The organism is Halogeometricum rufum, assembly GCF_900112175.1.
GTDB lineage: Archaea > Halobacteriota > Halobacteria > Halobacteriales > Haloferacaceae > Halogeometricum > Halogeometricum rufum.
Genome location: NZ_FOYT01000003.1, coordinates 319,166 through 341,900, shown reverse-complemented (window position 1 = coordinate 341,900; position 22,735 = coordinate 319,166). Strand labels below are relative to the sequence as shown.

Here is a 22,735-nt window from a genome sequence, read left to right as displayed (position 1 = left end):
TCGGCCGATTTCTGATAGGATTTCTTACAGAAACTTTTCTCTGAGAACGCTTACGTTGCAGTCGGCCGACGGGTCTCGTATGTCGGACGTCCCCGACGACGGACCCTCCTCCAGCGACCGGTCGAAACGCGAGACGAACGACGAGGCGACGGACGGCGGGGTGAGCGACGGCGAGGCGACGGGCGACGAAGCCGCGACCGGCGAGGCGCGACCGGACGGTAGCGGCATCGTCGCACCGGACGGCGAGACGCCGACGTGGCGCGAGCGCAAGGAGCGCTCCGTTGGCCTCTCCCGCCTCACGTACGAGTACTTCGAGCGCTCCCGGCGCGAAGACCAGGACCTGCGACAGGAGTCCGACTACGTCGAACGCGACGTGCTCGCGTTCCCGACGTGGCCGCACGAGATAATCCGCAACCTCGCCATCACGTGCTTCTTCGTGGGGATGATTCTGTTCCTCGCGGCGACGCTCCCGCCGCACATCGGCCCGCCCGCGAACGGCAGCGTCACGCCCGCTATCATCCTCCCCGACTGGTACCTCTACTGGTCGTTCGGCCTGCTCAAGCTGGGTCCGCTGAACCCCGAACTGAGCATCCTCGGCGGAACCAAGCTGATCGGCGACCGACCGTACGGCGTCGTCGCGAACATCGTCGTCGTCGGCATCATCGCCCTCGTCCCCTTCCTGAACAAGGGGTCGGCGCGGCGACCGGTCGAGGAACCGTTCTGGGCCAGCGTCGGCGTCGGCGGCGTCGTGTTCGCGTTCACCATCAGCGTCTACTCGGCGAAGAACCTCGTCCCGATGAACATCGACACGCTGTTCGACCTGACGTTCATCGCGCCCGTCGTCGCGGGCATCGTCTCCTACGCGGTGCTGAAGACGATGCGCGAGGGGTACATGTACGACCTGAACCGCCGGTACTACCGCCTCCGGCCGCCGAAGTAGGGGTCGCCGGCCGCTACCGGGGGCGGACTCCGAACGCCTTATACGGTCGCCCCCGATTGTCGAACCGTTCTGAATGTCTGACGAGACCCGAATCGGCGTCGACGTCGGGGGCACGTTCACCGACGTTGCGCTCCTGACGCCGAGCGACGACCTGGTGACCGCGAAAGTACCGAGCACGGACGACCAGAGCGTCGGCGTCGTCCGCGGGTTCGAGAAGGCCTGCGACGAGGCCGGAATCGACCCGGCCGACGTGGACGCGTTCACGCACGCGATGACCGTGTCGGTGAACGCACTGCTGGAGGACGACGGCGCGAAGACGGCCCTCGTCACCACCGAGGGGTTCCGCGACGTCCTCGAAATCGGCCGACAGGCGCGCCCGGACCTGTACGACGTGACCGCGGGCAAACCCGACCCTCTCGTTCCCCGCCGTCGGCGCTTCGAAGTCGCGGAGCGAGCGACGGTAGACGGCGTCGAGACGCCCGTCGGCGACGACGAGGTGCGGCGCGTCGCCGAGGCGATACGGGACTGCGACGCCGAGAGCGTCGCCGTCTCGTTCCTGCACGCCTACCAGCACCCCGAGAACGAACGGGCGGCCGCCGCCGTCCTCCGGGAGGAACTCGACGCGCCCGTCTCCGCCTCCCACGAGGTGCTGGCGGAGTTCCGCGAGTACGAACGCACCTCCACCACCGTCGTGGACGCGTACGTCACGCCGGTCATCGACGCCTACCTCGGCCGCCTCGAGGACCGCGCGACCGAGATGGGCGTGCCGACGCCGCGAATCATGCAGGCGAACGGCGGCATCGCCCCCGCGTCGACGGTGCGCGAACACGCGGTGACGACGACGATGTCCGGGCCCGCGGCGGGCGTCGTCGGCGCCGCGGCGACGGCGACGGGCGACGACGTGGACGGACTGGTCACCTTCGACATGGGCGGAACGTCCAGCGACGTGAGCCTCGTCCGCGGCGGCGAGGTAGAGCGCACGACGGACGCCGAGATAAACGGCCGCCCCATCAAGACGCCGATGGTGGACGTCAACACCGTCGGGGCGGGCGGCGGGTCCGTCGCCTGGGTGGACGCGGGCGACGCCCTCCGCGTCGGCCCCCGGTCAGCAGGCGCGGACCCCGGACCCGCCTGCTACGGCCGCGGCGGCACCGACCCGACGGTGACCGACGCCAACGTCGTCCTCGGTTACATCGGCGGCAGTTCCGCCCTCGGGGGCGAACTCTCGCTGGACGTGGACGCCGCGCACGACGCGATGGAGTCGCTCGCCGAGGACGCCGGACTCGACGACGCCCTCGCCGCCGCGCGCGGCGTCTACCGCGTCGCCAACGCCAACATGGCGCGCGCGATTCGCGCCGTGACGGTCGAACGCGGCCACGACCCCCGCGGGTTCGGACTCGTCGCCTTCGGCGGCGCGGGACCGATGCACGCCGCCGCACTCGCGGAGAGCCTCGACGTCGGCACCGTCGTCGTCCCGCGCGCCTGCGGCGTGCTCTCGGCGTACGGCCTCCTCGCGGCCGACGAGAAGCACGACTCCGTGCGCACGCTCCGGCAGTCGCTCGCGGACGTGGACGTGAGCGCCGTCGAGGACGCGTACGACGCCCTGCGGAGCGACGTGCTCTCGGACGTCGAGCGACCCGACGCCGCGACGGTTCGGCGCGCCGCAGACCTGCGGTACGTCGGTCAGAGCTTCGAACTCACGGTATCGGTGGACGAGACGTTCGACGCCGACGCCGTCGAAGCGCGGTTCCACGAGGCGCACGAGAGCGCCTACGGCTACCGGCTCTCCGACCCGGTGGAACTCGTCAACGTCCGCTCGACGGCCGTCGTCGAACGCGGCACACTCGGCGTCACGTACCGCGGAACCGGCGACGCGCGGAAGGACACCCGCGAGGCGTTCTTCGGCGGCGAGTTCCGCGAGACGCCCGTCTACGCCCGCGAGGGACTGCGCGACGGTGAAACGGTCGCGGGGCCGGCCGTCCTCGAACAGGCCGAGAGCACCATCGTCGTCCCGCCCGCGTGGGACGGAACGGTCCGACCGGACGGAACGCTCGTGCTGACCCGAGGAGGTGACGGGGAATGACCGGCGACGACGGCGACGCCGGGCGGGCGAACGCGGGCGCCGAGACGGACGTCGACCCGGTCACGCTCGAAATCGTCCGCAACCAGTTCGAGAGCGTCGCCGAGGAGATGGGGCAGGTACTCGTCACCTCGTCGTACTCGCCGAACATCAAGGAGCGACGCGACTGCTCGACCGCCCTGTTCGACGCCGAGGGACGCCTCGTCGCGCAGGCCGAACACATCCCGGTCCACCTCGGCGCGATGCCCGAGGCGGTGGAGACGGTGCTCGACTACGACCCCGAACCGGGCGACGTGTTCGTGCTGAACGACCCGTTCGAGGGCGGGACGCACCTGCCGGACGTGACGCTGGTGTCTCCGCTCTCTGTCGACGGCGAGGTGCTCGGATACGCCGTCTCCCGCGCGCACCACGCCGACGTCGGGGGGATGACGCCCGGCAGCATGCCGGCCGGCGCGCGCGAAATCTATCAGGAGGGACTCCGCCTCCCGCCGGTGCGACTGGTCGAGGGCGGCGAGACGAACGAGGACGTGCTGTCGATTCTGTTGGCGAACGTCCGCAACCCCGGAGAGCGTCGCGCCGACGTCCGCGCGCAGATAGCGGCGAACGAACGCGCGGAGGAACGACTCCGCGACCTGGTGGCCGAACACGGCCGGGACCGAATCGTCGCGGCGTTCGACGCCGTGATCGGCTACTCGCGGGACCGCGTGACCGCGGAACTCCGCGCCCTGCCTGACGGCGAGTACCGCGCCCGCGACGTGTTGGAGGGCGACGGCGTCACCGACGACGACGTGCCTATCGAGGTGACGGTCACCGTCGACGACGGGTCGGTCACCGTCGACTTCGACGGCACCGCACCGCAGGTGGCCGGCAACGTCAACGCCCCTCTCGCGGTGGCCAAGTCGGCCGTCTACTTCGTCGTCCGGTGCGTGACGGACCCGGAGATTCCGCCGAATCAGGGCTGTTACGACCCCATCACCGTCTCGGTACCGGACGGGTCGCTGTTGAACCCGGACCCGCCCGCCGCCGTCGTCGGCGGCAACGTCGAGACGAGTCAGCGCGTGACGGACGTCGTGTTCACGGCACTCGCCGACGCCGCGCCGGACCGCGTCCCCGCGCAGGGACAGGGGACGATGAACAACCTCACCATCGGCAGTCGCGCCGGCGGGGCCGACGGCTTCACCTACTACGAGACCATCGGCGGCGGGTTCGGCGGCCTGTCGAGCAGAGACGGGATGGACGGCGTCCAGGTCGGGATGACGAACACGCTCAACACGCCCGTCGAGGCGCTTGAGGCCGAGTATCCGCTGTTCGTCGAGGCGTACGGGCTCCGCGAGAACAGCGGGGGGCGGGGCCGACACCGCGGCGGCCTCGGCATCGTCCGGTCTGTCACCGTCGAGGCCGACGCCACCGTCTCGCTCCTGACCGAACGGCGACGCGTCGCCCCGCGCGGCATCGCGGGCGGCGAAGACGGCGCGACGGGCGAGAACCTCGTGGACGGCGCGTCCGTCCCGGCGAAGACGACGCGCGACGTGGCCGCCGGGACGACGGTCACGGTGCGGACGCCCGGCGGCGGCGGGCACGGCGACCCCGCGGAACGCGCCGAGGCGGACAGCGAACGCGACGAGGCGGACGAGAAGATGGACTGGTGACGGCGTGACCGCCGTCGACCCCGTTATCCGGTGAGCGTGACCGGCCGGTCCGCCGAGAGCATCACGTCGAGGGCGACGCTTCCGAGGAGGACCTTTTGGACGCCCGAGCGTTTCCGCCCGCCCATCACGATGCCGTCCGCGTCGCGTTCGTCGGCCGTGCGGAGAATCTTCCGTTCGACTTCGCCGCCCTCCGACAGGCGTTCGACAGACACGCCCGCGGCCTCGAGACGGTCGGCCGCCTCGACGGCGGCCTCGACCTCTTCGAACTCGTGCGGGGGCGCCCCCTTGTAGTCCTGGTGCGGGAACACGTAGTAGACGACGGCCTCGACGTCCTCGGCGTTCGGGCGGGCGGCGACGTAGTCGGCTTGTCGAGTGGCGCGTTCGACGTCCCGGTCGACGGCGACGAGGAGCGTCTGCGTCCCCTCCCCGAACACCGACCGCTCGCCGGTGATGGTGACCGGCCGGTCCGCCGAGAGCATCACGTCGTGGACCGTACTCCCCAGCAGTAACGGCGTCACGCCCGAGCGTTTCCGGCCGCCCGCGACGATTTCGTCCGCGTCGAGTTCGTCGGCGGTGCGGACGATTTCGTCCGCGGGACTCCCGTCGCCGACGGCCCGCGTCACGGGTATCCCGGCGTCTTCGAGGTAGTCGGCGGCCTCAACGGCCGACTCGACAGACTCGAACGCCACGTCGTCGGCCCTCTCGAACTCCTTCGGCGGCACCACGTACAGCACCGTCGCCGCAACGTCGCCGCCCGAACTCGCGAGTCGTTCGACGTACTTCGCCTGGTGGAACGCGCGGTCCCTGTCTCTGTCGACTGGTACGAGTGCGGCGTACATCACGTCCGTAGATTATCACTATCGTTTGATATAGATACGGCGCGGTTCCCACGGCGCAGGAAGACCCGGCGCACTCCGCGGCCGACCGTGACCGGCGACGGTCGCTACGTCCGGTCGGCGGCCGTCCGCAGTCGCACGGAGAAGACGGAGCCGCGGGGTTCGTTGTCCGCTATCCAGACTTCGCCGCCGTAGCCGTCGACGAGCGCCTGGACGAGGTAGAGACCGACGCCGGTCCCGGGACTCTCCAGCCCCTTGTTCCCGCGGCCGAATATCGCTTCGCGTCTGTCCGCCGGAATCCCGCGGCCGTCGTCCGCGACGCTGACGACGACGCTGTCGTCCGCCTCGGTCGCCGACACCGTCACCGTCGGAACGTCGGAGTCGTTGTGCCGGACGCCGTTCGTGAGGAGGTTCCGGAAGACGGTTCCGAGGGTGTCGTCGGCGACGACGCGGACGTCCGGAATCTCGCCGGAGACGGTCACCTCGCAGTCGCCGTCGTCGGCCTGCATCGCCGCCACCTCGTCGTTCACGACGCGCCGCAGGGACACCGGTTCGAGTTCCGGCGCGTCCTCCAGCATCGTGCGCATCAGGCCGCGCATGGTCTCCGTGAGTTCGACGGCGTGTTCGCCGTTCCGGACGATGGTCGCGAGTCGGCGCCGGGCCTCCTCGTCCTCGACGAGCGATTCGAGGAGGTTCGCGTTGCCGAGGACGACGGACATGTCGTTTCTGACGTCGTGGCGGACTATCTGGTTGAGGAGTCTGAGCCGCTCGTTCTGCTCCTCAATCGCGCGCTTCTGCTCCTGCAGGGCCGTCACGTCGCGGAGGACGACGACCCAGCCGACGCGTTTCCCGCGGCGCCGGAGGCGTTGCGTTCGGACGCTGAGGAACGTCGGCGTCTCGTCCTCGCCGTCGATTCGGACCTCGGCGGCGGACGCGTCTTCGAGAGCCACGTCCGGGAACGCCTCGTCGAAGGAGTCGCCCATCGTGCCGTTCAGACCGGCGAAGAGGCGTTCACCGCGGTCGTTCGCGTGGACGACTCGACGGTCCGTATCGACGACGAGGACGCCGTCGGGCGAGGCCGCCATCGCGGTCGTGTAGGCTATCGGTGGGAGGTCCAGCAGGCGGTATCTGAACAGGGCGACCCCGAGCGCAACCGTCGTGACCGCGGTCGACGTGGGGACGAAGTTGACGCTGTCCGCGGTGAAGGGCGGGACGCCCGCGTACGTCGCCGCGACGACGAGGATAGGCGCTCCGATGCCGAGGCCGAGAAGCGCCGCCTGCGGCAGGTACGCTCGCCCGAGCCTGACCGCCTCCACCCCGACGATGGCCACCGCGACCAGCGACAGCAGGGCGTTGTAGAGCAGTTGAAGCGGGACGTGCGCGGGCCCGACGTCCACTCGCAGGACGAGGAGACCGCCCGTCTCGACGAGGCGTGTCCCCTCGACCGCGAGGCCGCCGGGGTTCGTGAACAGAAGTAGCAGATAGACGACGGGCACGCTCAGGAGGGCGGCGACGACGGCGGGTCGGAGCCACTCGTCGCGGTCGGTGTACGCCAGCGCGAACAACAGGCTGAACGCGCCTATCGGGGCCGCGCCGAGGTAGAGCAGGCGATAGGCGAGCAGTTTGACCGCGGGGTCGGTGCTGAGGAGTTTGAGCGCCGAGAAGCCGGACCACAGCGAGAGCGCCGCCGTCGCGAACACGAACGTCACGAGGACCGGCGTCCGGCCGTTCCGGTCGATGTACGCGAGTCCGTACGCCCCGAGCGCAGCCGCGAGAACGGCTGCGAAGAGGGTCGGATAGGCGTAGAGAGTGTGTTGCCACGTCATACGAGCGGGGAATTACAGAGACATTCTGCGTTGGACGAATAGTAGCATAAGTGTACTCATCTACCGAAAACGAGCGTCGACTTATACAGCACAGCGTCGTACGATGACATATGACACGGGACCGGGGCGGGGGAGGCGCGGCACCGCTCTCGCCCGACGACGCGTTCACGCTGTTGGGAAACGAGACGCGAATCGCCATCCTGCGGGCGCTCTGGGACGCGTACGACCCGCACGAGGCGGACGGTTCCGTCTCGTTCTCGGACCTGTTCGACCGGGTCGACGTCGACGACTCGGGGAACTTCAACTACCACCTCGGAAGGCTGACCGGTCACTTCGTCCGGCGGACGGCGGACGGCTACCGACTGGCCGCCCCAGGGTTCAGAGTCGTGCGCGCCGTCGTCGCGGGCGGCGTCACCGGCGACCCGACGGTCGGTCCGTCCCCAGTCGACGCCGACTGCCCCCTGTGCGGGAGTCCGGTCGAGATAACGCACGAGGACGGGACCACGTGGGCCCGATGCACGGCGTGCGAGGGATACTGGCCCCGGAGAGGCGGGGAGATATTCGGGTTCAGCCTCCCGCCCGCGGGCCTCCGTGGCCGCGACGCCGACGGGGTGCTGGACGCGACCATCGCCTACTCCATCCACCGGTTCGAGGCGATGTGCGACGGGGTCTGTCCGGAGTGCGGGAGCGCGGTGGACTCGTCGCTCGCGGTGTGCGCGGACCACGACGCGGACGGTAGCGTCTGCGACGCGTGCGATTCCCGTTTCGCGGCCGTCCTGACGTTCGCCTGCACCGCCTGCAAGTTCGACTGGCGCAGTCCGTCGTACGCCGCCGTCTCCCACCACCCGGCGCTCGTCGCCTTCTACTTCGACCGAGGGGTCGAACACGTCCCGGCCACGTGGGACGGACTCCGCCGCGGACTCGACTGGCACGAGGAGGTCCTGACGACTGACCCGCCCGCCGTCCGGGTCACCGCCGCCCACGGGCGGGACCGACTCGCGTTCGTCGTGGACGCGGCCGGGTCCGTCGCCAGCGTCACCGAACGGTCGGTTAGCCAACAGTAAACGCCTGCTGAGTACGACTATATCGACTGCCACGAGCAGTTAGCACGCGATGGAGACACAGACCAAGACCGACTCGCACGTCGCCGCGACGCCCGCCGCCGGCGCGACCGAACCGGGAGACGAAGACGAGGACGCGGGAGGTGAAGACGATGACGCTGGCGACGATACCGCGATACGACGGCGCGCGCGTGGCCGAGTGCGGTGACCGCGCGGTGGTCGTCGGCGGGGGCGTGGCCGGACTGCTCGCGGCCCGCGTCCTCGCCGACGCGTTCGCCGAGGTGACCGTCGTCGAACGCGACTCACTGCCGGACGACCCGGTCGCCCGCCGCGGCGTGCCGCAGGGGCGGCATCCCCACGCGCTTCTGGAGGCCGGGCGCGCGACGATGGCTGACCTGCTCCCCGGCTACGCCGAGGACGTGATTTCGGCCGGCGGCGTCGTGACCGACTTCGCGGGCGACGTCCGGTTCTACGACGAGGGCGCGTTCCTCGCGGACGGCCCCGCCCGGATGGAGACTGTCTCGGCGACCAGACCGCTGTTCGAGCACGTGATTCGCCGCCACGTCGCCGCGCGCGACGGCGTCGAGATACGCACGAACTGCCGGGGCGGCGACTACCTCCTCGACGACGCGGGGACGACGGTCCGAGGTGTCGTGCTCCGAGAAGGGACCGGCCGGGACGCGGTGGAGTTGCCGGCCGACCTGGTCGTGGACGCCACCGGTCGAGCGAGCAAGACGCCGAACTGGCTCGAAACGCACGGCTACGAGTCGCCGCCGACGGACGAAGTCCGAATCGAGATGACGTACAGCACCACCTTCGTGGACCGGCCCCCGAGCGACCGACGGACGTTCCTCGTCCCGGCGTCTGCACCACGCACGCGCGGCGGGATGGCCGCCCCCGTCGAGGGAAATCGCTGGGTGGTGAACCTGCAGGGCGTCCACGGCACCGTCCCGCCGACCGACCGCGACGCGTTCGCCGAGTACGCCGCGAGCCTCCCGGTCCCCGAGATTGCTAGACTGCTGGAGCGCCACGACTGGGCGGCCGACGGTATCGACCACTACCCGTTCCCGACGAACAGGCGACACCGCTACGAGGACCTCGACCGCTTCCCCGACGGGTTGCTCGTCGTCGGCGACGCCGTCGCCAGTTTCAACCCGGTGTACGCGCAGGGGATGTCCGTCGCCGCGCTCGAAGCGTTGGTGCTACATCACGTGCTCGCAGACGGCCGCGAGAACCTCGCACCGCGGTTCTTCGACCGCGTCGAGGGCGTCGTCGACGGCGCGTGGTCGCTCGCTGTCGGGGCCGACTTCGGTTTCACGGAGACGACCGGCCCGAAGCCCCGCGGCACGGCCTTCTTCGGCTGGTATCTCGGACGCCTGCTCCGCCACGCGCACACCGACGGCGCACTGACGGACGCGTTCGTGCGCGTCCTCACGATGGAACGGCCGCCGTCGTCGCTGTTGCGTCCGGGAGTGGTGCGGCGCGTCCTCCTCCCGCCGCCGAGCGGCGGCCAGCACGAGAGCGAAGCCGACCCGCACCGGTACGAGGAGGGGAGGCCGTCGTCGAGTCCCCGGTGAGTCGCGCGACTCACCCCCGGAGTTCGGTCCGGACCGACGGCAGGAGGGCGAGGCCGGCCAAGAGGAGGCCCAGCCCCCCGTAGACGAAGTGCAGCACGTTCACCATCTGCAGCAGGTACATCTGGGCGAGAATCCACCCGACCAAGAGTATCCCGAGGCCGAGGGCCGCGTGCCACGCCCAGACGCGCCGGCGAACGACTCCGTACAGGACGGCGAACGACCCGACGCCGAACACGGTGAACAGGAACAGTCCGGGGAGGAAGTAGTCCGGGAACGGCGTCCCGGCCAGCCACTCCGCGGGCATGTTCATCCGCGACCCCGACGGGTCAAAGAGCAGGTTTCCGCCCCCGAACAGGGCGGTCACGCCCAGTCCGAACGCGCCGACGACGTAGAGCCAGAGCGCGAGCCGTCGCGAGTCGGTCGGTCTGAATCGTCTCTCCTCGGTCGCTGTCGTCATCTCGGTGTCCTCCGTCCGAGAGTACGGCCCGAGCGAGGATGGCTTCACAGCTGATTCCTATCGACCGAGAATCAGGTTCCGAGAGTACCGCTCGTCGGCCGTAACGGCGGCGGCCCGGACCGGCTATCGCTCCTCCTCGGGAGCGCGCGCGACGATATCGAGCAACCGCACGCGGGGGCCGTTCGACAGTCGGGCCGGCCCGTACACGGCGAGGACGACGGCGGCGGCGCAGGCGACGACGAGGGCGTAGGAGCCGTAGCCGGTGACCGTCCGTATCGCCTCGACGCCGCCCGTCGGGAAGTAGCCGCCGATGGGGTTGATGCCGGCGTGGAGGAGCATGGGGACGAACACGCTCCCGGAGGCGTTGTAGAGCCACGTGAAGACGACCGAGACGGCCAGCACCGCGACGACGTAGGGACCGAGCGGAAGGTCGCTCTGGGGACTGACCGGGAGCAAGAACAGGGGGAGGTGCCAGAGCGCCCAGACGGCACCGACGCCGAGACTCGCCGTCGCCGCCGAGAAGCGCTGCTGAAGCGCCGGTACCGCGAAGGCGCGCCAGCCCAGTTCCTCCTGCCCGCCGCCGACGAAGAACACGACGACGACGGCGACGGGGTAGAACCACAGCGGGTTGACGGCGTCGAGGTCGAAGCTGGCACCGAACGCCGTCGCGTGGACGAGACCGGCGAGCGCGACGAACACCGGCGGGAGCACGAGTGCGAACCCGTACCAGCGGAGGGGAAGGCGGAGTCGAACGTTCGCGCGGAGCCAGTCGCGGACGCGCCACCCCGACGCCCACAGGGCGAGGACCGACCCGACGAACGGACCGAACCCGCCGACCCTCGCGAGCAGTCCCGTCGCCGACGCGGGCACCGCGTCCGTGAGCAGCAGCGACCAGAGCCCCCACGAGAACGCCAGCGTCCCCGCCAGAAAGAGGCCGAACGCTCGCAGCGCGGCGTCCTCTTCGGCCACCGCTCGCTTCCTGCGGACGGATTCGGCGTCGCGAGCGAACGAGGAGTCCGACGCGTCGTCGGGCATCGGAACTCACCGCCCCTCCGGCCGGTCGTCGGCGTGAGCGCCGCGGGCCATACCGTGCGATACGTCAACGAGTCAAAAAACGGTTCGTCCCGATTGCCGCCGGACGAGAAGCGGCCGGCGATGGCCGCCACGGGAGAAGGCCGCGACGGGCGCCGAGCGGTCGGAGAGCGTGCGGCGGCGAACGCACGGACGACGGCGAACGGGTTCCTGTACGCACGTACACCCGTTCTTCTGAATCTCGCGAACGACAGGTGTACGGCCGTACACGGCCGAAAACTGGCGCGAACGGTCTCGGCGACTTATGGGGCGACCGGTCGGTACGTCGAACCGTGATGTCGCCCAGCAGACAGCGCCGACCCACGCGGACGAGGTATCGAACGGCGAACGAACGACGCGTCCGGACGCGGACGGCATCGACTCCGACTGCGCGCGGCGTCCGAGTCGCGAATCCGGAGGGACGATGAGCCTCGTGAGGGACCGCCTCGGCGGCACCGGTCCGAGCCGGTTTCCGCGGGGACGCACAGTCGTCGCGGCACTCGCCATCACCGTCGCGGCCCTCGCCGTCGGCGTCGTCGGAATCGTCGTCACCGGGGCCGTGGAGTCACTCCTCGGCGTCGGCGACACCGCCGTCGTCCGCGTCCTCGACGGCAACTACATCCAAATCGGATTCGCGGCGTTCGCCGTCGCCTACCTCCTGTGGCGAGGCGACTGGGAGCGATACGTCAAGGTCCGCAGGCCGACAGTCGAGGACGCCGGGTGGATACTCGTCATCCCGGTCGTCTTCGCGGCCCAGAGCGTCGTCCTCCCACCGATTCTGGCGGCGGTCGGTCTCCCGCATCCGAACCCGACCACCGGAAGCGAGCAGTTGGCGCTGGAGACGCGACCGCTGCTGTGGCCCGTCGCGTTCGTCGGCCTGTACCTGTTCGCCGCGCCGGCCGAGGAACTGGTGTACCGCGGTATCGTCCAGGGTCGGCTCCGGGAGTCGTTCGACACCGTGGGCGTCGTCCTCTTCGGCGGCCTGCTGTTCGGGTTCATGCACTTCCTCGTCGGCCTGCTGACGTGGGGAGTCGCCCTCGGCGGGAGCGTCTACTGGGGCCTCTCGACCACGATTCCGGGGCTTGTGTGGGGGTACGCCTACGAGCGGACCGAGAACCTCGCGGTGACCGCCGTCACCCACGCGATGTCGTGGACGATAGCCGTCCACGAGATCGCCCTCCAGTTCCTGCCGGTGTGACCCGCCCGCGGCGGCGAGGAGCCGACGGTGGCGTCCGCGGGCGGGTTTCACAGTTCGTCCCACACCTGTCGAAGCTTCGCCCCCGGACGACGCACCCACTCGACGACGCCGCGGAACGCGCCGGCGGGCGTCCGTCGAAGCAACCGGACCCACGGCAGGACGTCGTGCTTCAGCGTCTGCGCCCCCTTGACGAGGAACACCCCCGTGAGCGCGAACGCGACGACGAGGACGCAGAGGTACACCGAAATCCCGACGAACGTGTTCTCGCCGATGAGGCCCCGCGCCGTCGCCGCGTTCGCCAGCGTCACGACGAACAGCGGGAGCGCCCCGGCGGCGGCGAGTTTGAGCAGGACGTCCGCCCGTTCGTCCCATCGGTTGGGCGCGAGTCGTTCCGCGACGGTCTGTTCGGCGTCGCGCCGTATCTCCGTCTCGGTGTGGAGGTCCAGTTCGTCGAGGCTCGGCGTTCCGTCGGACGCCGCCGCGTCGGCCCCGGCCTCGCGGGCACGCCTCACTACCGCGTCCCGTTCGATTCCCTCGAGTACCCGGAGGCGTTCGACGAACAGCGTCGCGTTCGCGAGTGCGGCCTCCACCTCGTCGTCGGGGACGTCCTCGAACGCGAGGTCGAGCTGTCGGTTGGGGTACGCCGCGAGCGGTTCGAAGTCGAACGCACCGGCGCGGATGCGCTCGCGTATCTGCCGTTGGTCGCGACGGCGTTGCTGCTCGTTCAACTCCTCGAACTCGTCGCGGATGCGGCGACGCTGCGTCTTGGTGAGGAGGGACGCTGGACGGCCGGTCATACGTCCGACACGAACCCGGTAGCTCAAAATAGTTCGAGAAATCGTCCGACCGCGTCGAGGAGGCAGGGACGCGCACGGAGAGAGAGGGGCGCACGCGTGAGCGGGCCTGTAACGCGAGTAGTGAGAAATAGTTAACAGGAGTCTGGATGAATCCCCGCCCATGGCAGTCCTGAATGCCCTCCGCGAGACGCCCGGCGCTCTCCTGCGCAATCCGGTCGTCTTCGTCCCCGTACTCGTACTGATGCTGTTTCAAGCGCCCCAGATGGTGTTGCAGACGGTGAACCCGCTCCTCGGCAGCGTCGTCTCGCTGGCGCTCTCGCTGCTCTTCATCTTCGTGACGCCGTTCTTCCAGGCGGGACTCATCGGCATGGCGGACGAAGCCCTCGACGGCCCCACGTCGATTGGACGCTTCCTCAGCGCGGGGAAGGCGAACTACGTCTCCGTCCTCGTCGCGTACCTCGTCCTCGTCGCCGTCAACTTCGCCGTCGGTTTCGTCGGCTTCGTCGGCGCCATCTTCGGCGGCGTGGCGCTCTTCGGCGACGCGAGTGGCGGCCCGGGCCTCGCCGTCCTCGCCGTCGTCGGCGTCGTCGCCGCCGTCGGCGTCCTCGCGTACCTCCTGTTCGTCTTCTTCGTGCAGTTCTACGGACAGGCCATCGTCGTCAGCGGCCTCGACGCCGTCGCGGCGCTGAAACACAGCGTCTCGGTGGTGCGGAACCACCTCCTGAGCGCGTTCGGGTACTCGGTGCTCGTGGGCGTCTTCGGTGCGGTGGCCGGCGGCGTCTTCGTCCTCGGGGCGTCGCTCGCCACCCCGCAGTCGCCGCACCTCGTCGCGGCGCCGCAGGGAACGTTGCTCGGTGCCGTCGTGGTGGCCGCCCTCCTCGCTGTCGTCGGGTCGCTGTTCGGCAGCTTCTTCGGCGTCTTCTCCGTCGCGTTCTACCGCCGCATCGACACCGGGGTCGGCCGCGAGACGGTGTAGCCCCGAGCGACGCGCCGCCGCGCCGGACCGTCGCGGTAGACGGTCGTCACGACGCCGCTCAGCGGCGGACTCTGTCCGGAGTCGTGGGCGAGTCGAAACCGGCGTACGGGAGCGAGGCGTCGTTCCGAATCAACTGCTCCTCGGCGATGGTCAACCCGAGCGCACTCAACTCGCGGGCGATGCGCGTCAGGTCGTCGCCGTCCTCGCCGACGACGGTGACGACGACGTTCCGTTCGCCGGTGGCGAGTTCGCGGACGCCGACGACGCCGTCCACGCCCGACGCCTCCTCACAGAGGCGGTCACGCTCGGGTATCGGCGCGGTGCAGACTATCTGGACGAACAGTTGGTAGCCCGCCCGGCCGTAGTCCACGTCGGCCCCGTACCGGCGGACGATGCCCTCGTCTTCGAGTCGCTGGATGCGCTTTCGGACCGTGCTGGGCGACGCCGAGACGTCGGCCGCGATGTCCCGCGAGGAGACGTGTCGCGCGTCTCGCTGCAACTCGTAGATGATTCGCCGGTCGAGTTCGTCGAGTCCCTGCAGCGTCATCCCACGCCCTCCGAACAGCCGGCCCGACGGCGGTCGTTCCGGGTCATTCGCCTCGCTCCGTCGGGTACAGGGCGTCCAGACAGTCGTCGGTGAGCGTCGGAACCGCGATCTCGTTCCCGGCCTTCACCTTCACGATGACGCCCTCGGTGTCCGAGATGTACAGGTGGACCGCCGTCGCGCGCTCGTGTTGGATGACGAGCATCTGCGCCGGACCGAGGTGCGAGTACACCTCCTCGACGTACGGGCGACGGAACAGCGCAATCGAGCGGTGGACGACGACGTCGAACTCGTGGCTGGACAGTTCCGTCTTGAGGTCCGGTCTGATGTAGCGCATCTGGTAGTCGTACGTCGTCGCGTCGAACGAGGCCACCCAGCGGAGGTCCTCGCCGAACCGGTCTCTGAGGAACGCGAGGAGGCTGTCGTAGTCGGGCTTCGAGTCGTACGTATCTGTGGATGTCATGATGGTGGATGCGTCGGTCAGGCGAGTGCCGCGACGAGGAGCGCGAGACCCGTCGTCGCGGCGAGTGCGAGCAACGCCGTTCGGAGCGTCGTCTCGGCGTCCGCCGGGTCACGACCGACGTGTGACCCGAGGCGGTCGGACAGGGTTATTCCCGCCTCGGTGGCCGCCTCGCCGGTCCGAACGGCGAGCGACGAGACTCCCGTCGCGAGTCTCGCGGCCGAGGGGTGCAGTACGCGGTCGACGTCGGCCGGGTGGACGCGCGAAATCGGCGTCCGGAGGAGGGCGAAGGCGGCGACGCCGGCGGCGGCCACCGCGGCGGCCTTCAGCAGTTCGCTCGCCGCGTAGGGGTCGAAGCTCCCGGGGTCGCCGGGGAACGCGCCGAGGAACGCCTCCGGCAGGACGCCGAAGACCACCGACGGTATCGCGACGACGACGAGCGCTACTCTGAGAGCCGTGGACCCGGGGGCGACCGTGAGCGGTTCGGGCGCGCGGCGGACGAAGGCGTAGTACCCGAACTTGACGAACGAGAGCACCGTGCCGACGCCCCCGACGACGACGACCCACCAGACGAGGTCCGGACCGGCGCTCTCGACGGCCTTCGTCACGAGCCCCTTGCTCACGAAGCCGGAGAACCCGGGGACACCGGTGATGGCGAGCGCTGCGACGAGGAACGTCGCGAACGTCACGGGCATCCGGCGACCGAGTCCGCCGAGGCGCTTCAGCGACGCCTCGCCGGTTCGGGCGATAATCGCGCCGGCGACCATGAACAGCAGGCCCTTGTAGAGGACGTTCGCCGTCAGGTGGGCGAACGCGCCCGTGAGACCGGCCGCGGTTCCGATACCGACGGCGACGGTCATGTACCCCACCTGCGAGACGATGTGGTACGAGAGCAGTCGGCGCATGTCCGTCTGGAGGACGGCCTGCGTCACGCCGTACAGGACCATCGCCGCGCCCATCCAGACGACGAACGCGTGCCCGTCGGGCGCGAGGCGGGCGAGGACGTAGACGGCGACTTTCGTGGTGAAGCCGGCCAGCACGACGCTGGCGGCGACGTGCGGCCGGGAGTAGGTCTCTGGCAGCCACGCGTGGAGGCCGACGAACCCAAGGTTGACGCCGACGCTCACGAGAGCGAGCGTCGTCGCCAGTCCACGCGTGAAACCGCCGTCATAGACGAACGTCCCCGCGGCGGCGTAGTGGAGGGCGACGGCCGCGACGAGGAACGCCCCGCCGACGAGGTGGTAGACGGCGTAGCGGAACGCCGGACGGACGGCGTCGCCCCCGTGGTGCCACACCAGGACCGTCGCGCTGACGGCGAGCAGTTCCCACGCGACGAGGAGCGTCAGCCAGTCGCCCGCGAGGACGGCGGCGACGCCCGCGCCCATGTAGCACAGCGAGTACGCCGTCTGCCGGGCGTCGGCCCCCGTCGCGTGCCCGTAGAGGACGTTCAGCGCGGCGACGAAGCCGAACAGGACGGCCACCGGCCGACTGAACGCGTCCACGCGGACCAGCACCTGCTCGAAGCCGAACGGGGCGACGGACGGCGCGGCCCCGGCGGGCGCGACCAGCACCCACGGTATCGTGACCGCGGTGAGCGACACCGCGGCGGCGGTGCCGGCGCGCCGCGGCAGGGCGACGACGGCGAGGGCGGCGGCGACGAACGCGACCCACGGGGGGACGAGCGTCAGAACGTCGGTCATCCGAACACCTCCGCGACTACCGCGTTCGCCAGGTCCCAGAACGGGAACGCGGTCGGCGCGACGCCGAGAGCCACCGCGGCGCCGACGGTGAACAGCACCGGGAGCAGCATGAACGGCGTCGTCTCGGCACCGAGCGTGCGACGCTCCCACGTCGCCGCCGCCGCGTATCCGCCGTCGGTGGCGTGCGGCGGTGCGAACGCGTGTTCGCTCTCGGAGCCGTCGGACCCGCGCCGTCCGAAGAAGGCGACGTAGACGACGGGCCAGAAGTAGAGCAACTTCAGCAGGCCCGCCAGCAGGTACGCGGCGACGAAGACGGGGTACGGACTCGCCGCCGCGCCGAGGACGAGGTGGAACTTGCTGACGAAGCCGGCGACGAGGGGGAAGCCGATGAGGCCCGCCGCGGCGACGCCGAAGGCGGCCATCGTCAGCGGGAGTCGCCGGCCGATGCCCGCGAGGTCCGAGACGTACTTCACGCCCGTCTCGGCGGCGACGACGCCCGCGACGAAGAACAGCGTTATCTTCATGAACGCGTGGGCGACGACGTGGACGAACGCCCCGAACACCGACAGCGGCGTCGCGAGGGCCAGACCCAGCGCGACGTACGACAGTTGGCTCACCGTCGAGTACGCCAGCCCCCGCTTGAGGTTGTCCTGCCGGAGGCCGACGACGCCCGCCAGCACCATCGTGACGGCGGCGGCGACGGCCAGCGGGAGTCCCATCCCGAGGTCCCACGTCGTCTCCGGGCCGAACACGTACAGGACCGTCCGGCCCAGGGCGAACACGCCGCTCTTGACGACGGCGACGGCGTGCAACAGCCCCGAGACGGGCGTCGGCGCGACCATCGCGGCCGGCAGCCACCCGTGCAGGGGCATCACGGCCGTCTTCACGCCGAAGCCGACGACGAGGAGCGCGAACGCGACGCGTGCCAGCGTCGGGTCGGCGGCCGCGAGCGACGAGAGGCCGCCCGCGTCGAACGTCACCGTCCCCGCGAGGACGGCGACGAGGAGGACGCCGCCGAGGGCGACGACGCCGCCGCCGAGCGTGTACGCGACGTACTTCCGGGCGGCGATTCGTGCCTCGCGCGTCTCCGCGTGAGCGACCAGCGGGTACGTCGCGAGCGTCAGCAGTTCGTAGAACACGAACAGCGTGAACAGGTTCGCGGCGAAGGCGACGCCCATCGTCGCCGCGACGCTGGCGGCGAACGAGGCGAAGTAGCGCGTCTGGGCGTGTTCGTCGAGCGTACGAACGTAGCCGATGCTGTAGACGCTCGTCACCACCCACAGCGTCGCGGCGAGGAGCGCGAACAGCAACCCCGCGGCGTCGGCCCTGAGTTCGAAGGCGACGCCCGCGACGGACCCCAGCGCGGCGACGTGCGTCGTCGCCGACTCGGTCATGAACCAGACGACGACCAGCGTCGCCGCCGCCGCCGCCAGCGTCACCGCCTCCCGGACGTTCGGGCGGGTCCGGGCGAGGTACAGGAGCGGAATCGACACCGCGGGCAGGACCACCGCCGCGAACGGCAGGAGCGACGCCGCGTCGGTCACAGCCATCCCCCCACGACCGGCGCGAACCACGCCGAGAGCGCCGTCGAGGTCAGTCCCGCGACGACGACGAACCCCGCCGCGACGGCGACGAGCGCCACGGCCCGCCGGACGGACAGGTCGTCGGGTCCGCCGTCTGCGACGGCGACCCCGGCCGAGTCGCTCTCTGCGAGGAACAGGCGTTCGACGATGCGGCCGGCGTAGGCCAGCGACAGGAGGGTGCTGAGGACGACGACGGCGGCGGCGACCCACGACGCGGACGCGACGGCGCCGAGCGCGACGTACCACTTGCCCGCGAACCCGGCCGTCGGCGGCAGGCCGACCAGCGAGGCGAACAGGACGGCCACCGACACCCCGAGAACCGGGCTCTCGCGCCCGAGTCCGGCGTAGTCGGCGAGCGTCTTCGCGCCGTACCGCCGCTCGAACACACCCGCGGCGGCGAACAGCGACCCCTTCGCGACGGCGTGGGCGAGGAGGAGGACCAGCGCACCGGTCACGGCGGCGGGCGTCGCGAGTCCCACGCCGGCCACGACGAGGCCGAACTGGAGCACCGACGAGAACGCGAACAGGCGCTGGAGGTTCGCCTGCCGGAGCGTCAGGTAGCCGCCGACGACGACGCTCACGAGGCCGATAACGGTCAGCGACGCCCCGACGAGGGGGACGGCCGCGAGGAACGACGCGGTGAACACGTCGAACGTGACGCGGACGAGGGCGTAGCCGGCGACGGTGGACCCGAGCGCGGCCAGCAGGACGCTGACGTCGGCCGGCGCCGCCCGGTAGGCGTCGGGCTTCCAGCCGTGGACCGGGAACAGCGCGATTTTCACGCCCAGTCCGAGCGTCACGAGGACGAACGCGGCGACGACGAGGGGCGAGTCGTAGCCCGCGCCGGCCAGTTCGACTCGCAGGGTCGCCATCGAGAGCGTCCCGGTGGCGACGTAGGCGTACCCGACGCCGAGGAGGTACAGCGTCGCCCCGACGGTGCCGGCGAGCAGGTAGTTCAGGGCGGCGAGCGCCGCCGTCGCCCCGCGGCGACTCGCGACGAGGGCGTACGCGGCCAGCCCCGAAATTTCGAGGAAGACGTAGAGGTTGAACACGTCCGCGGTGACGCAGACGCCGGTCAGGCCGGCGACGAGGAGCAACCAGAGGCTGTCAGTCGGTCCCGTCGGGTCGGTTCGGACCGCGAGGTGGGCGGCCGCGGACACGACGGCGACGAGGAGGACGAACGCGCTCGACACCGCGTCGAGGCGGAGGCCGATGCCGTACGCGGCCGGCAGTCCGCCGACGACGTACGAGAGGGCGCCGCCCGTGACGACTCCCCAGACGGCCGCGGCGGCCACACCGAGGTGGACGAGGAGGACGGCCGCCGTCACCCGCCCCACCGCGTCCGGTCGGCCGACGCCGACGACGAGGGGAGCGAGGGCGCCGAGCAACGGCACCGCGACGAGGAAGGGGAGCAGGTCGCTCATCGCCGCACCTCCCGAATCGCGCGCTCGCTGAACGTCCCGTACTCGTCGTGCAGGCGGACGACGAGGGCGAGGGCGACGGCGGTGACGCTCACCCCGACGACGATGGCCGTCAGGATGAGCACGTGCGGCAGGGGGTTGACGTACGGGCCGGGCGCCGAGAGCAACGGCACGCGGCCGCCCGCGCGGAACGCGCTCGCGACGAAGAACAGGAAGACGCCCGTCTGGAACAGGTTCAGCCCGATGACGCGCTTCACGAGGTTGTCCTCGGCGACGAGGACGTACAGACCGACGCCCACGAGGAGCGCGTACGCCACGTACGCCGCCCGCGTCGCCAGTATCGTCGGCACGTCCACCACTACCGCTCACCTCCGGCGGGGTCCGCGGCGAGACGGACGAACAGCACAGAGACGACGGCGCCGACTGTCGCGCCGATGCCGAGTTCTATCGCCTCCGTCGCGTAGACCGACGGCTTCGGAATCGGCAGCACGTCGAACTGCATGAACGCCCCGCCGAAGACCAGCCCGGCCATCGAGACGACGCCGAAGACGAGGGGACCGGCGGCGACGAGTGCCAGAAGCGTCCGCGGCGAGAGCCACGCCGCCGTCTCCTGAACGCCGAACGCGAAGGCGAACGACACCACGACGGCGGCGGCGACGACGCCGCCCTGGAAGCCGCCGCCGACCGAGGACGTGCCGTGGAACAGCGTGAACAGCGCGAACGTCAGCACGAACGGCGAGAGCAGTCTGACCGTCGTCGTGACGACCGTACTCTCGACGCGCGATGGGGGGCTCACACCAGCACCTCCCGGCCGAGGACGGCCAAGACGGCGACGGCGGCCGTGAAGACGACGGCTATCTCGCCGAACGTGTCGAACCCGCGGTAGACGACCAGCACGGCCGTCACCGCGTTGTCGATGCCGCGGTCGGCGGCGTCGGTCAGGTAGAACTCCGTGACGGGACCGAACGCCGGCGCGTCCGCCGCGCCGACGGCCGGGAGCGCGGGCACCGTGAGGAGGAGTCCGGCGGTCACGACGCCTGCGACGGCGGCGGCGCGAAGGTCGGTCGTGCTCGAATCGGACTCCGGGGGACGCTCCACCGCCGTCGCGGGCGACGCTGACGACCCGACCACCGGCGAACCGCGCGAGGGCGTCGCTCGCCGCGCGACGAGGAGGAACAGTCCGGTCGTCACGCCCGCGCCGACGGCCGCCTCCGTGAGGCCCACGTCGGGGGCGCGGAGGACGACCCACACCATCGCGAGACCGAGGCTGTACGCCCCGAACGCGACGATGGCCGTGAGCACCGTGCGCGCGAGTGCGGTCACGACGGCGGTGGCCAGCGTGAAGCCGAGCAGCGCGTACAGCACCGCCGTCTCGGGAGTCATCGCTCGCCTCCGGCGTCGTCCGCGACGGTCGTCGGCGTGTCGCCCGCTCTCGCGGCCGCTCTGACGATGGCGTGGGCGGCGGTGGGGCCCGTGACGAGGACGAACAGCGCCAGCATGAGCAGTTTCACCGACTCGGCACCCGGGCCGAAGGCGACGCCCGCGGCGAGGAGGCCGAGAAGCGCTCCGAGCGTCTCGCTCTTGGAGGCGGCGTGCGCCCGGGCGAACACGTCGGGGAGGCGGACGAACCCGACGACGGCGACGAGAGAGAAGAAGACGCTCCCGGCGACCAGCGCCACGACGGCGGCGTCGACGGGGGTCACAACAACCCACCCCGTTCGACGGAGAACCGCGAGAGGCCGAGCGAGAGCAGGAAGTTCAACAGCGCGTAGACGAGCGCAACGTCGAGGAAACCCGGTTCGTCGAGCGCCGCGCTCAGGAGGGCGATGACGACGACGGTGGTCGTCCCGACGACGTTGACCGCGACGACGCGGTCGGCCGTCGTGGGGCCGACGACGACTCGCCAGAGGAGCGCAGTCGCGAGGGCGACGAGGGCGACACCGCCGAGCAACAGTCCGGTCGTCGCGACGGGCGTCGTCATCAGGTGCCCTCCGTCTCGTCGTCGGTCGTCTCGGTGACGGGGTCGCCGGTGACGAAGGCGACGGACCGCGCCAGCGACCCCGCCAGCAGTTCGGTCCGGCTGGCTTCGGTCAGCGCGTGGACCACCAGTTCGTCGTCCGTGACGTCGAGCGTCACCGTCCCCGGCGTCAGCGTGATGCTGTTGGCCAACAGCGCCCGAGCGAGGTTCCCCTCGGGCGCCGGGACGCGGACCACCGACGGCGCTATCGGGAGTCGCGGGTCGAGGACGACCCGCGCGAGCGACAGGTTCGCGCGGACGACGGCGGCGAGGAGTCGGGGGAGGAACACGACGGCGCGAGCGACGACGCCGAGGCTCCCGCGCGAGGGCGCGGTCTCGAAGACGACGGCGCCGAGGACGGCGGCGACGACCACCGCACTCACGAACCCGGTCACGAGGTCGAACGGGTCCGTCGGATCCCCGAGCGCCAGGTAGAAACCGTACGCGACGAGGCCCGTCGCCCCGTAGCGGACCGCGGCGTCCCGAAGTCCGTCGGCCGCGGCGGCCGTCAGTCGGCTCACGGGGCCCTCCCGGCAACCCAA

General features: G+C 70.7%; 23 protein-coding genes. 7 read left to right on the top strand and 16 right to left on the bottom strand.

The annotated features are described in order from the left end of the window. Positions 1-79: 79 nt before the first annotated feature. From BM310_RS16760 to BM310_RS16750, 3 genes are all read left to right on the top strand, one after another. On the top strand, positions 80-940 hold the full coding sequence (locus BM310_RS16760) for a cytochrome b family protein (RefSeq protein ID WP_089809863.1): 861 nt from the start codon (positions 80-82) through the stop codon (positions 938-940). A 73-nt stretch (positions 941-1,013) separates the two neighbouring features. Beyond that, the gene (locus BM310_RS16755; protein ID WP_089809861.1) at positions 1,014-3,023 is read left to right on the top strand and encodes a hydantoinase/oxoprolinase family protein; all 2,010 of its coding nucleotides are present in this window, start codon (positions 1,014-1,016) and stop codon (positions 3,021-3,023) included. Beyond that, positions 3,020-4,669: a hydantoinase B/oxoprolinase family protein gene (locus BM310_RS16750; RefSeq protein ID WP_089809859.1), complete on the top strand. Its 1,650-nt coding sequence runs from the start codon at positions 3,020-3,022 to the stop codon at positions 4,667-4,669. Before BM310_RS16755 ends, BM310_RS16750 begins: the two co-directional genes overlap by 4 nt. Before the next feature lie 23 nt (positions 4,670-4,692). On the opposite strand, the gene BM310_RS16745 is transcribed toward BM310_RS16750, so the two are convergent. Beyond that, positions 4,693-5,508: a universal stress protein gene (locus BM310_RS16745; RefSeq protein ID WP_089809858.1), complete on the bottom strand. Its 816-nt coding sequence runs from the start codon at positions 5,506-5,508 to the stop codon at positions 4,693-4,695. 104 nt (positions 5,509-5,612) lie between these two features. Beyond that, positions 5,613-7,331 (bottom strand): sensor histidine kinase, encoded by a 1,719-nt coding sequence (locus BM310_RS16740; RefSeq protein WP_089809857.1) that lies wholly within the window; start codon positions 7,329-7,331, stop codon positions 5,613-5,615. 110 nt (positions 7,332-7,441) lie between these two features. Here BM310_RS16740 and BM310_RS16735 point away from each other — a divergent pair, with 110 nt between their 5' ends. Both BM310_RS16735 and BM310_RS16730 read left to right on the top strand, forming a co-directional pair. Then, on the top strand, positions 7,442-8,395 hold the full coding sequence (locus BM310_RS16735) for an ArsR/SmtB family transcription factor (RefSeq protein WP_089809856.1): 954 nt from the start codon (positions 7,442-7,444) through the stop codon (positions 8,393-8,395). Between the two features lie 149 nt (positions 8,396-8,544). Beyond that, positions 8,545-9,969 carry an FAD-dependent oxidoreductase gene (locus BM310_RS16730; protein ID WP_089809855.1) on the top strand — a complete coding sequence of 475 codons (1,425 nt, stop codon included), beginning with the start codon at positions 8,545-8,547 and terminating at the stop codon, positions 9,967-9,969. Between the two features lie 10 nt (positions 9,970-9,979). On the opposite strand, the gene BM310_RS16725 is transcribed toward BM310_RS16730, so the two are convergent. Continuing rightward, a complete protein-coding gene (locus tag BM310_RS16725; RefSeq protein ID WP_089809854.1) occupies positions 9,980-10,426 on the bottom strand; it encodes a hypothetical protein in 447 nt (148 codons plus the stop codon). 123 nt (positions 10,427-10,549) lie between these two features. Further along, positions 10,550-11,461 (bottom strand): CPBP family intramembrane glutamic endopeptidase, encoded by a 912-nt coding sequence (locus tag BM310_RS16720; RefSeq protein ID WP_089809853.1) that lies wholly within the window; start codon positions 11,459-11,461, stop codon positions 10,550-10,552. A gap of 460 nt (positions 11,462-11,921) precedes the next feature. Between BM310_RS16720 and BM310_RS16715 the strand changes: the two genes are divergently transcribed. Beyond that, entirely contained in the window at positions 11,922-12,695 is a 774-nt protein-coding gene (locus tag BM310_RS16715) for a CPBP family intramembrane glutamic endopeptidase (RefSeq protein ID WP_143105180.1), read from the top strand. 47 nt (positions 12,696-12,742) lie between these two features. On the opposite strand, the gene BM310_RS16710 is transcribed toward BM310_RS16715, so the two are convergent. Next, the gene (locus BM310_RS16710; RefSeq protein ID WP_089809849.1) at positions 12,743-13,492 is read right to left on the bottom strand and encodes a hypothetical protein; all 750 of its coding nucleotides are present in this window, start codon (positions 13,490-13,492) and stop codon (positions 12,743-12,745) included. Positions 13,493-13,652: 160 nt separating this feature from the next. Between BM310_RS16710 and BM310_RS16705 the strand changes: the two genes are divergently transcribed. Beyond that, positions 13,653-14,468, top strand: a complete 816-nt coding sequence (locus BM310_RS16705; protein ID WP_089809847.1) for a DUF7847 domain-containing protein — start codon at positions 13,653-13,655, stop codon at positions 14,466-14,468. A gap of 58 nt (positions 14,469-14,526) precedes the next feature. Here the strand turns inward: BM310_RS16705 and BM310_RS16700 are convergent, their stop codons facing one another. From BM310_RS16700 to BM310_RS16650, 11 genes are read right to left on the bottom strand one after another with little or no spacing between them, the layout of a single operon-like run. Continuing rightward, on the bottom strand, positions 14,527-15,015 hold the full coding sequence (locus BM310_RS16700; protein ID WP_089809844.1) for an Lrp/AsnC family transcriptional regulator: 489 nt from the start codon (positions 15,013-15,015) through the stop codon (positions 14,527-14,529). Between the two features lie 43 nt (positions 15,016-15,058). Then, a complete protein-coding gene (locus BM310_RS16695) occupies positions 15,059-15,475 on the bottom strand; it encodes a hypothetical protein (RefSeq protein ID WP_089809842.1) in 417 nt (138 codons plus the stop codon). A gap of 17 nt (positions 15,476-15,492) precedes the next feature. Then, entirely contained in the window at positions 15,493-17,172 is a 1,680-nt protein-coding gene (locus BM310_RS16690) for a proton-conducting transporter transmembrane domain-containing protein (RefSeq protein ID WP_089809840.1), read from the bottom strand. Beyond that, complete coding sequence (locus tag BM310_RS16685; protein ID WP_089809838.1) at positions 17,169-18,722, bottom strand: proton-conducting transporter transmembrane domain-containing protein; 1,554 nt, start codon at positions 18,720-18,722, stop codon at positions 17,169-17,171. Before BM310_RS16685 ends, BM310_RS16690 begins: the two co-directional genes overlap by 4 nt. Further along, positions 18,713-20,179, bottom strand: coding sequence for a complex I subunit 5 family protein (locus tag BM310_RS16680; protein ID WP_089809835.1), 1,467 nt, complete (start codon positions 20,177-20,179; stop codon positions 18,713-18,715). The genes BM310_RS16685 and BM310_RS16680 overlap by 10 nt, the downstream gene beginning before the upstream one ends. Then, positions 20,176-20,535 (bottom strand): cation:proton antiporter subunit C, encoded by a 360-nt coding sequence (locus BM310_RS16675; protein ID WP_218156468.1) that lies wholly within the window; start codon positions 20,533-20,535, stop codon positions 20,176-20,178. The genes BM310_RS16680 and BM310_RS16675 overlap by 4 nt, the downstream gene beginning before the upstream one ends. Beyond that, a complete protein-coding gene (locus BM310_RS16670; protein ID WP_089809833.1) occupies positions 20,535-20,972 on the bottom strand; it encodes an MnhB domain-containing protein in 438 nt (145 codons plus the stop codon). The genes BM310_RS16675 and BM310_RS16670 overlap by 1 nt, the downstream gene beginning before the upstream one ends. Further along, entirely contained in the window at positions 20,969-21,559 is a 591-nt protein-coding gene (locus BM310_RS16665; RefSeq protein ID WP_089809831.1) for a DUF4040 domain-containing protein, read from the bottom strand. Before BM310_RS16665 ends, BM310_RS16670 begins: the two co-directional genes overlap by 4 nt. Continuing rightward, complete coding sequence (gene mnhG, locus BM310_RS16660; RefSeq protein WP_089809830.1) at positions 21,556-21,879, bottom strand: monovalent cation/H(+) antiporter subunit G; 324 nt, start codon at positions 21,877-21,879, stop codon at positions 21,556-21,558. Before mnhG ends, BM310_RS16665 begins: the two co-directional genes overlap by 4 nt. Next, entirely contained in the window at positions 21,876-22,157 is a 282-nt protein-coding gene (locus BM310_RS16655) for a monovalent cation/H+ antiporter complex subunit F (protein WP_089809829.1), read from the bottom strand. Before BM310_RS16655 ends, mnhG begins: the two co-directional genes overlap by 4 nt. Beyond that, positions 22,157-22,714: a Na+/H+ antiporter subunit E gene (locus tag BM310_RS16650; protein WP_197428039.1), complete on the bottom strand. Its 558-nt coding sequence runs from the start codon at positions 22,712-22,714 to the stop codon at positions 22,157-22,159. The genes BM310_RS16655 and BM310_RS16650 overlap by 1 nt, the downstream gene beginning before the upstream one ends. Positions 22,715-22,735 lie beyond the last annotated feature (21 nt).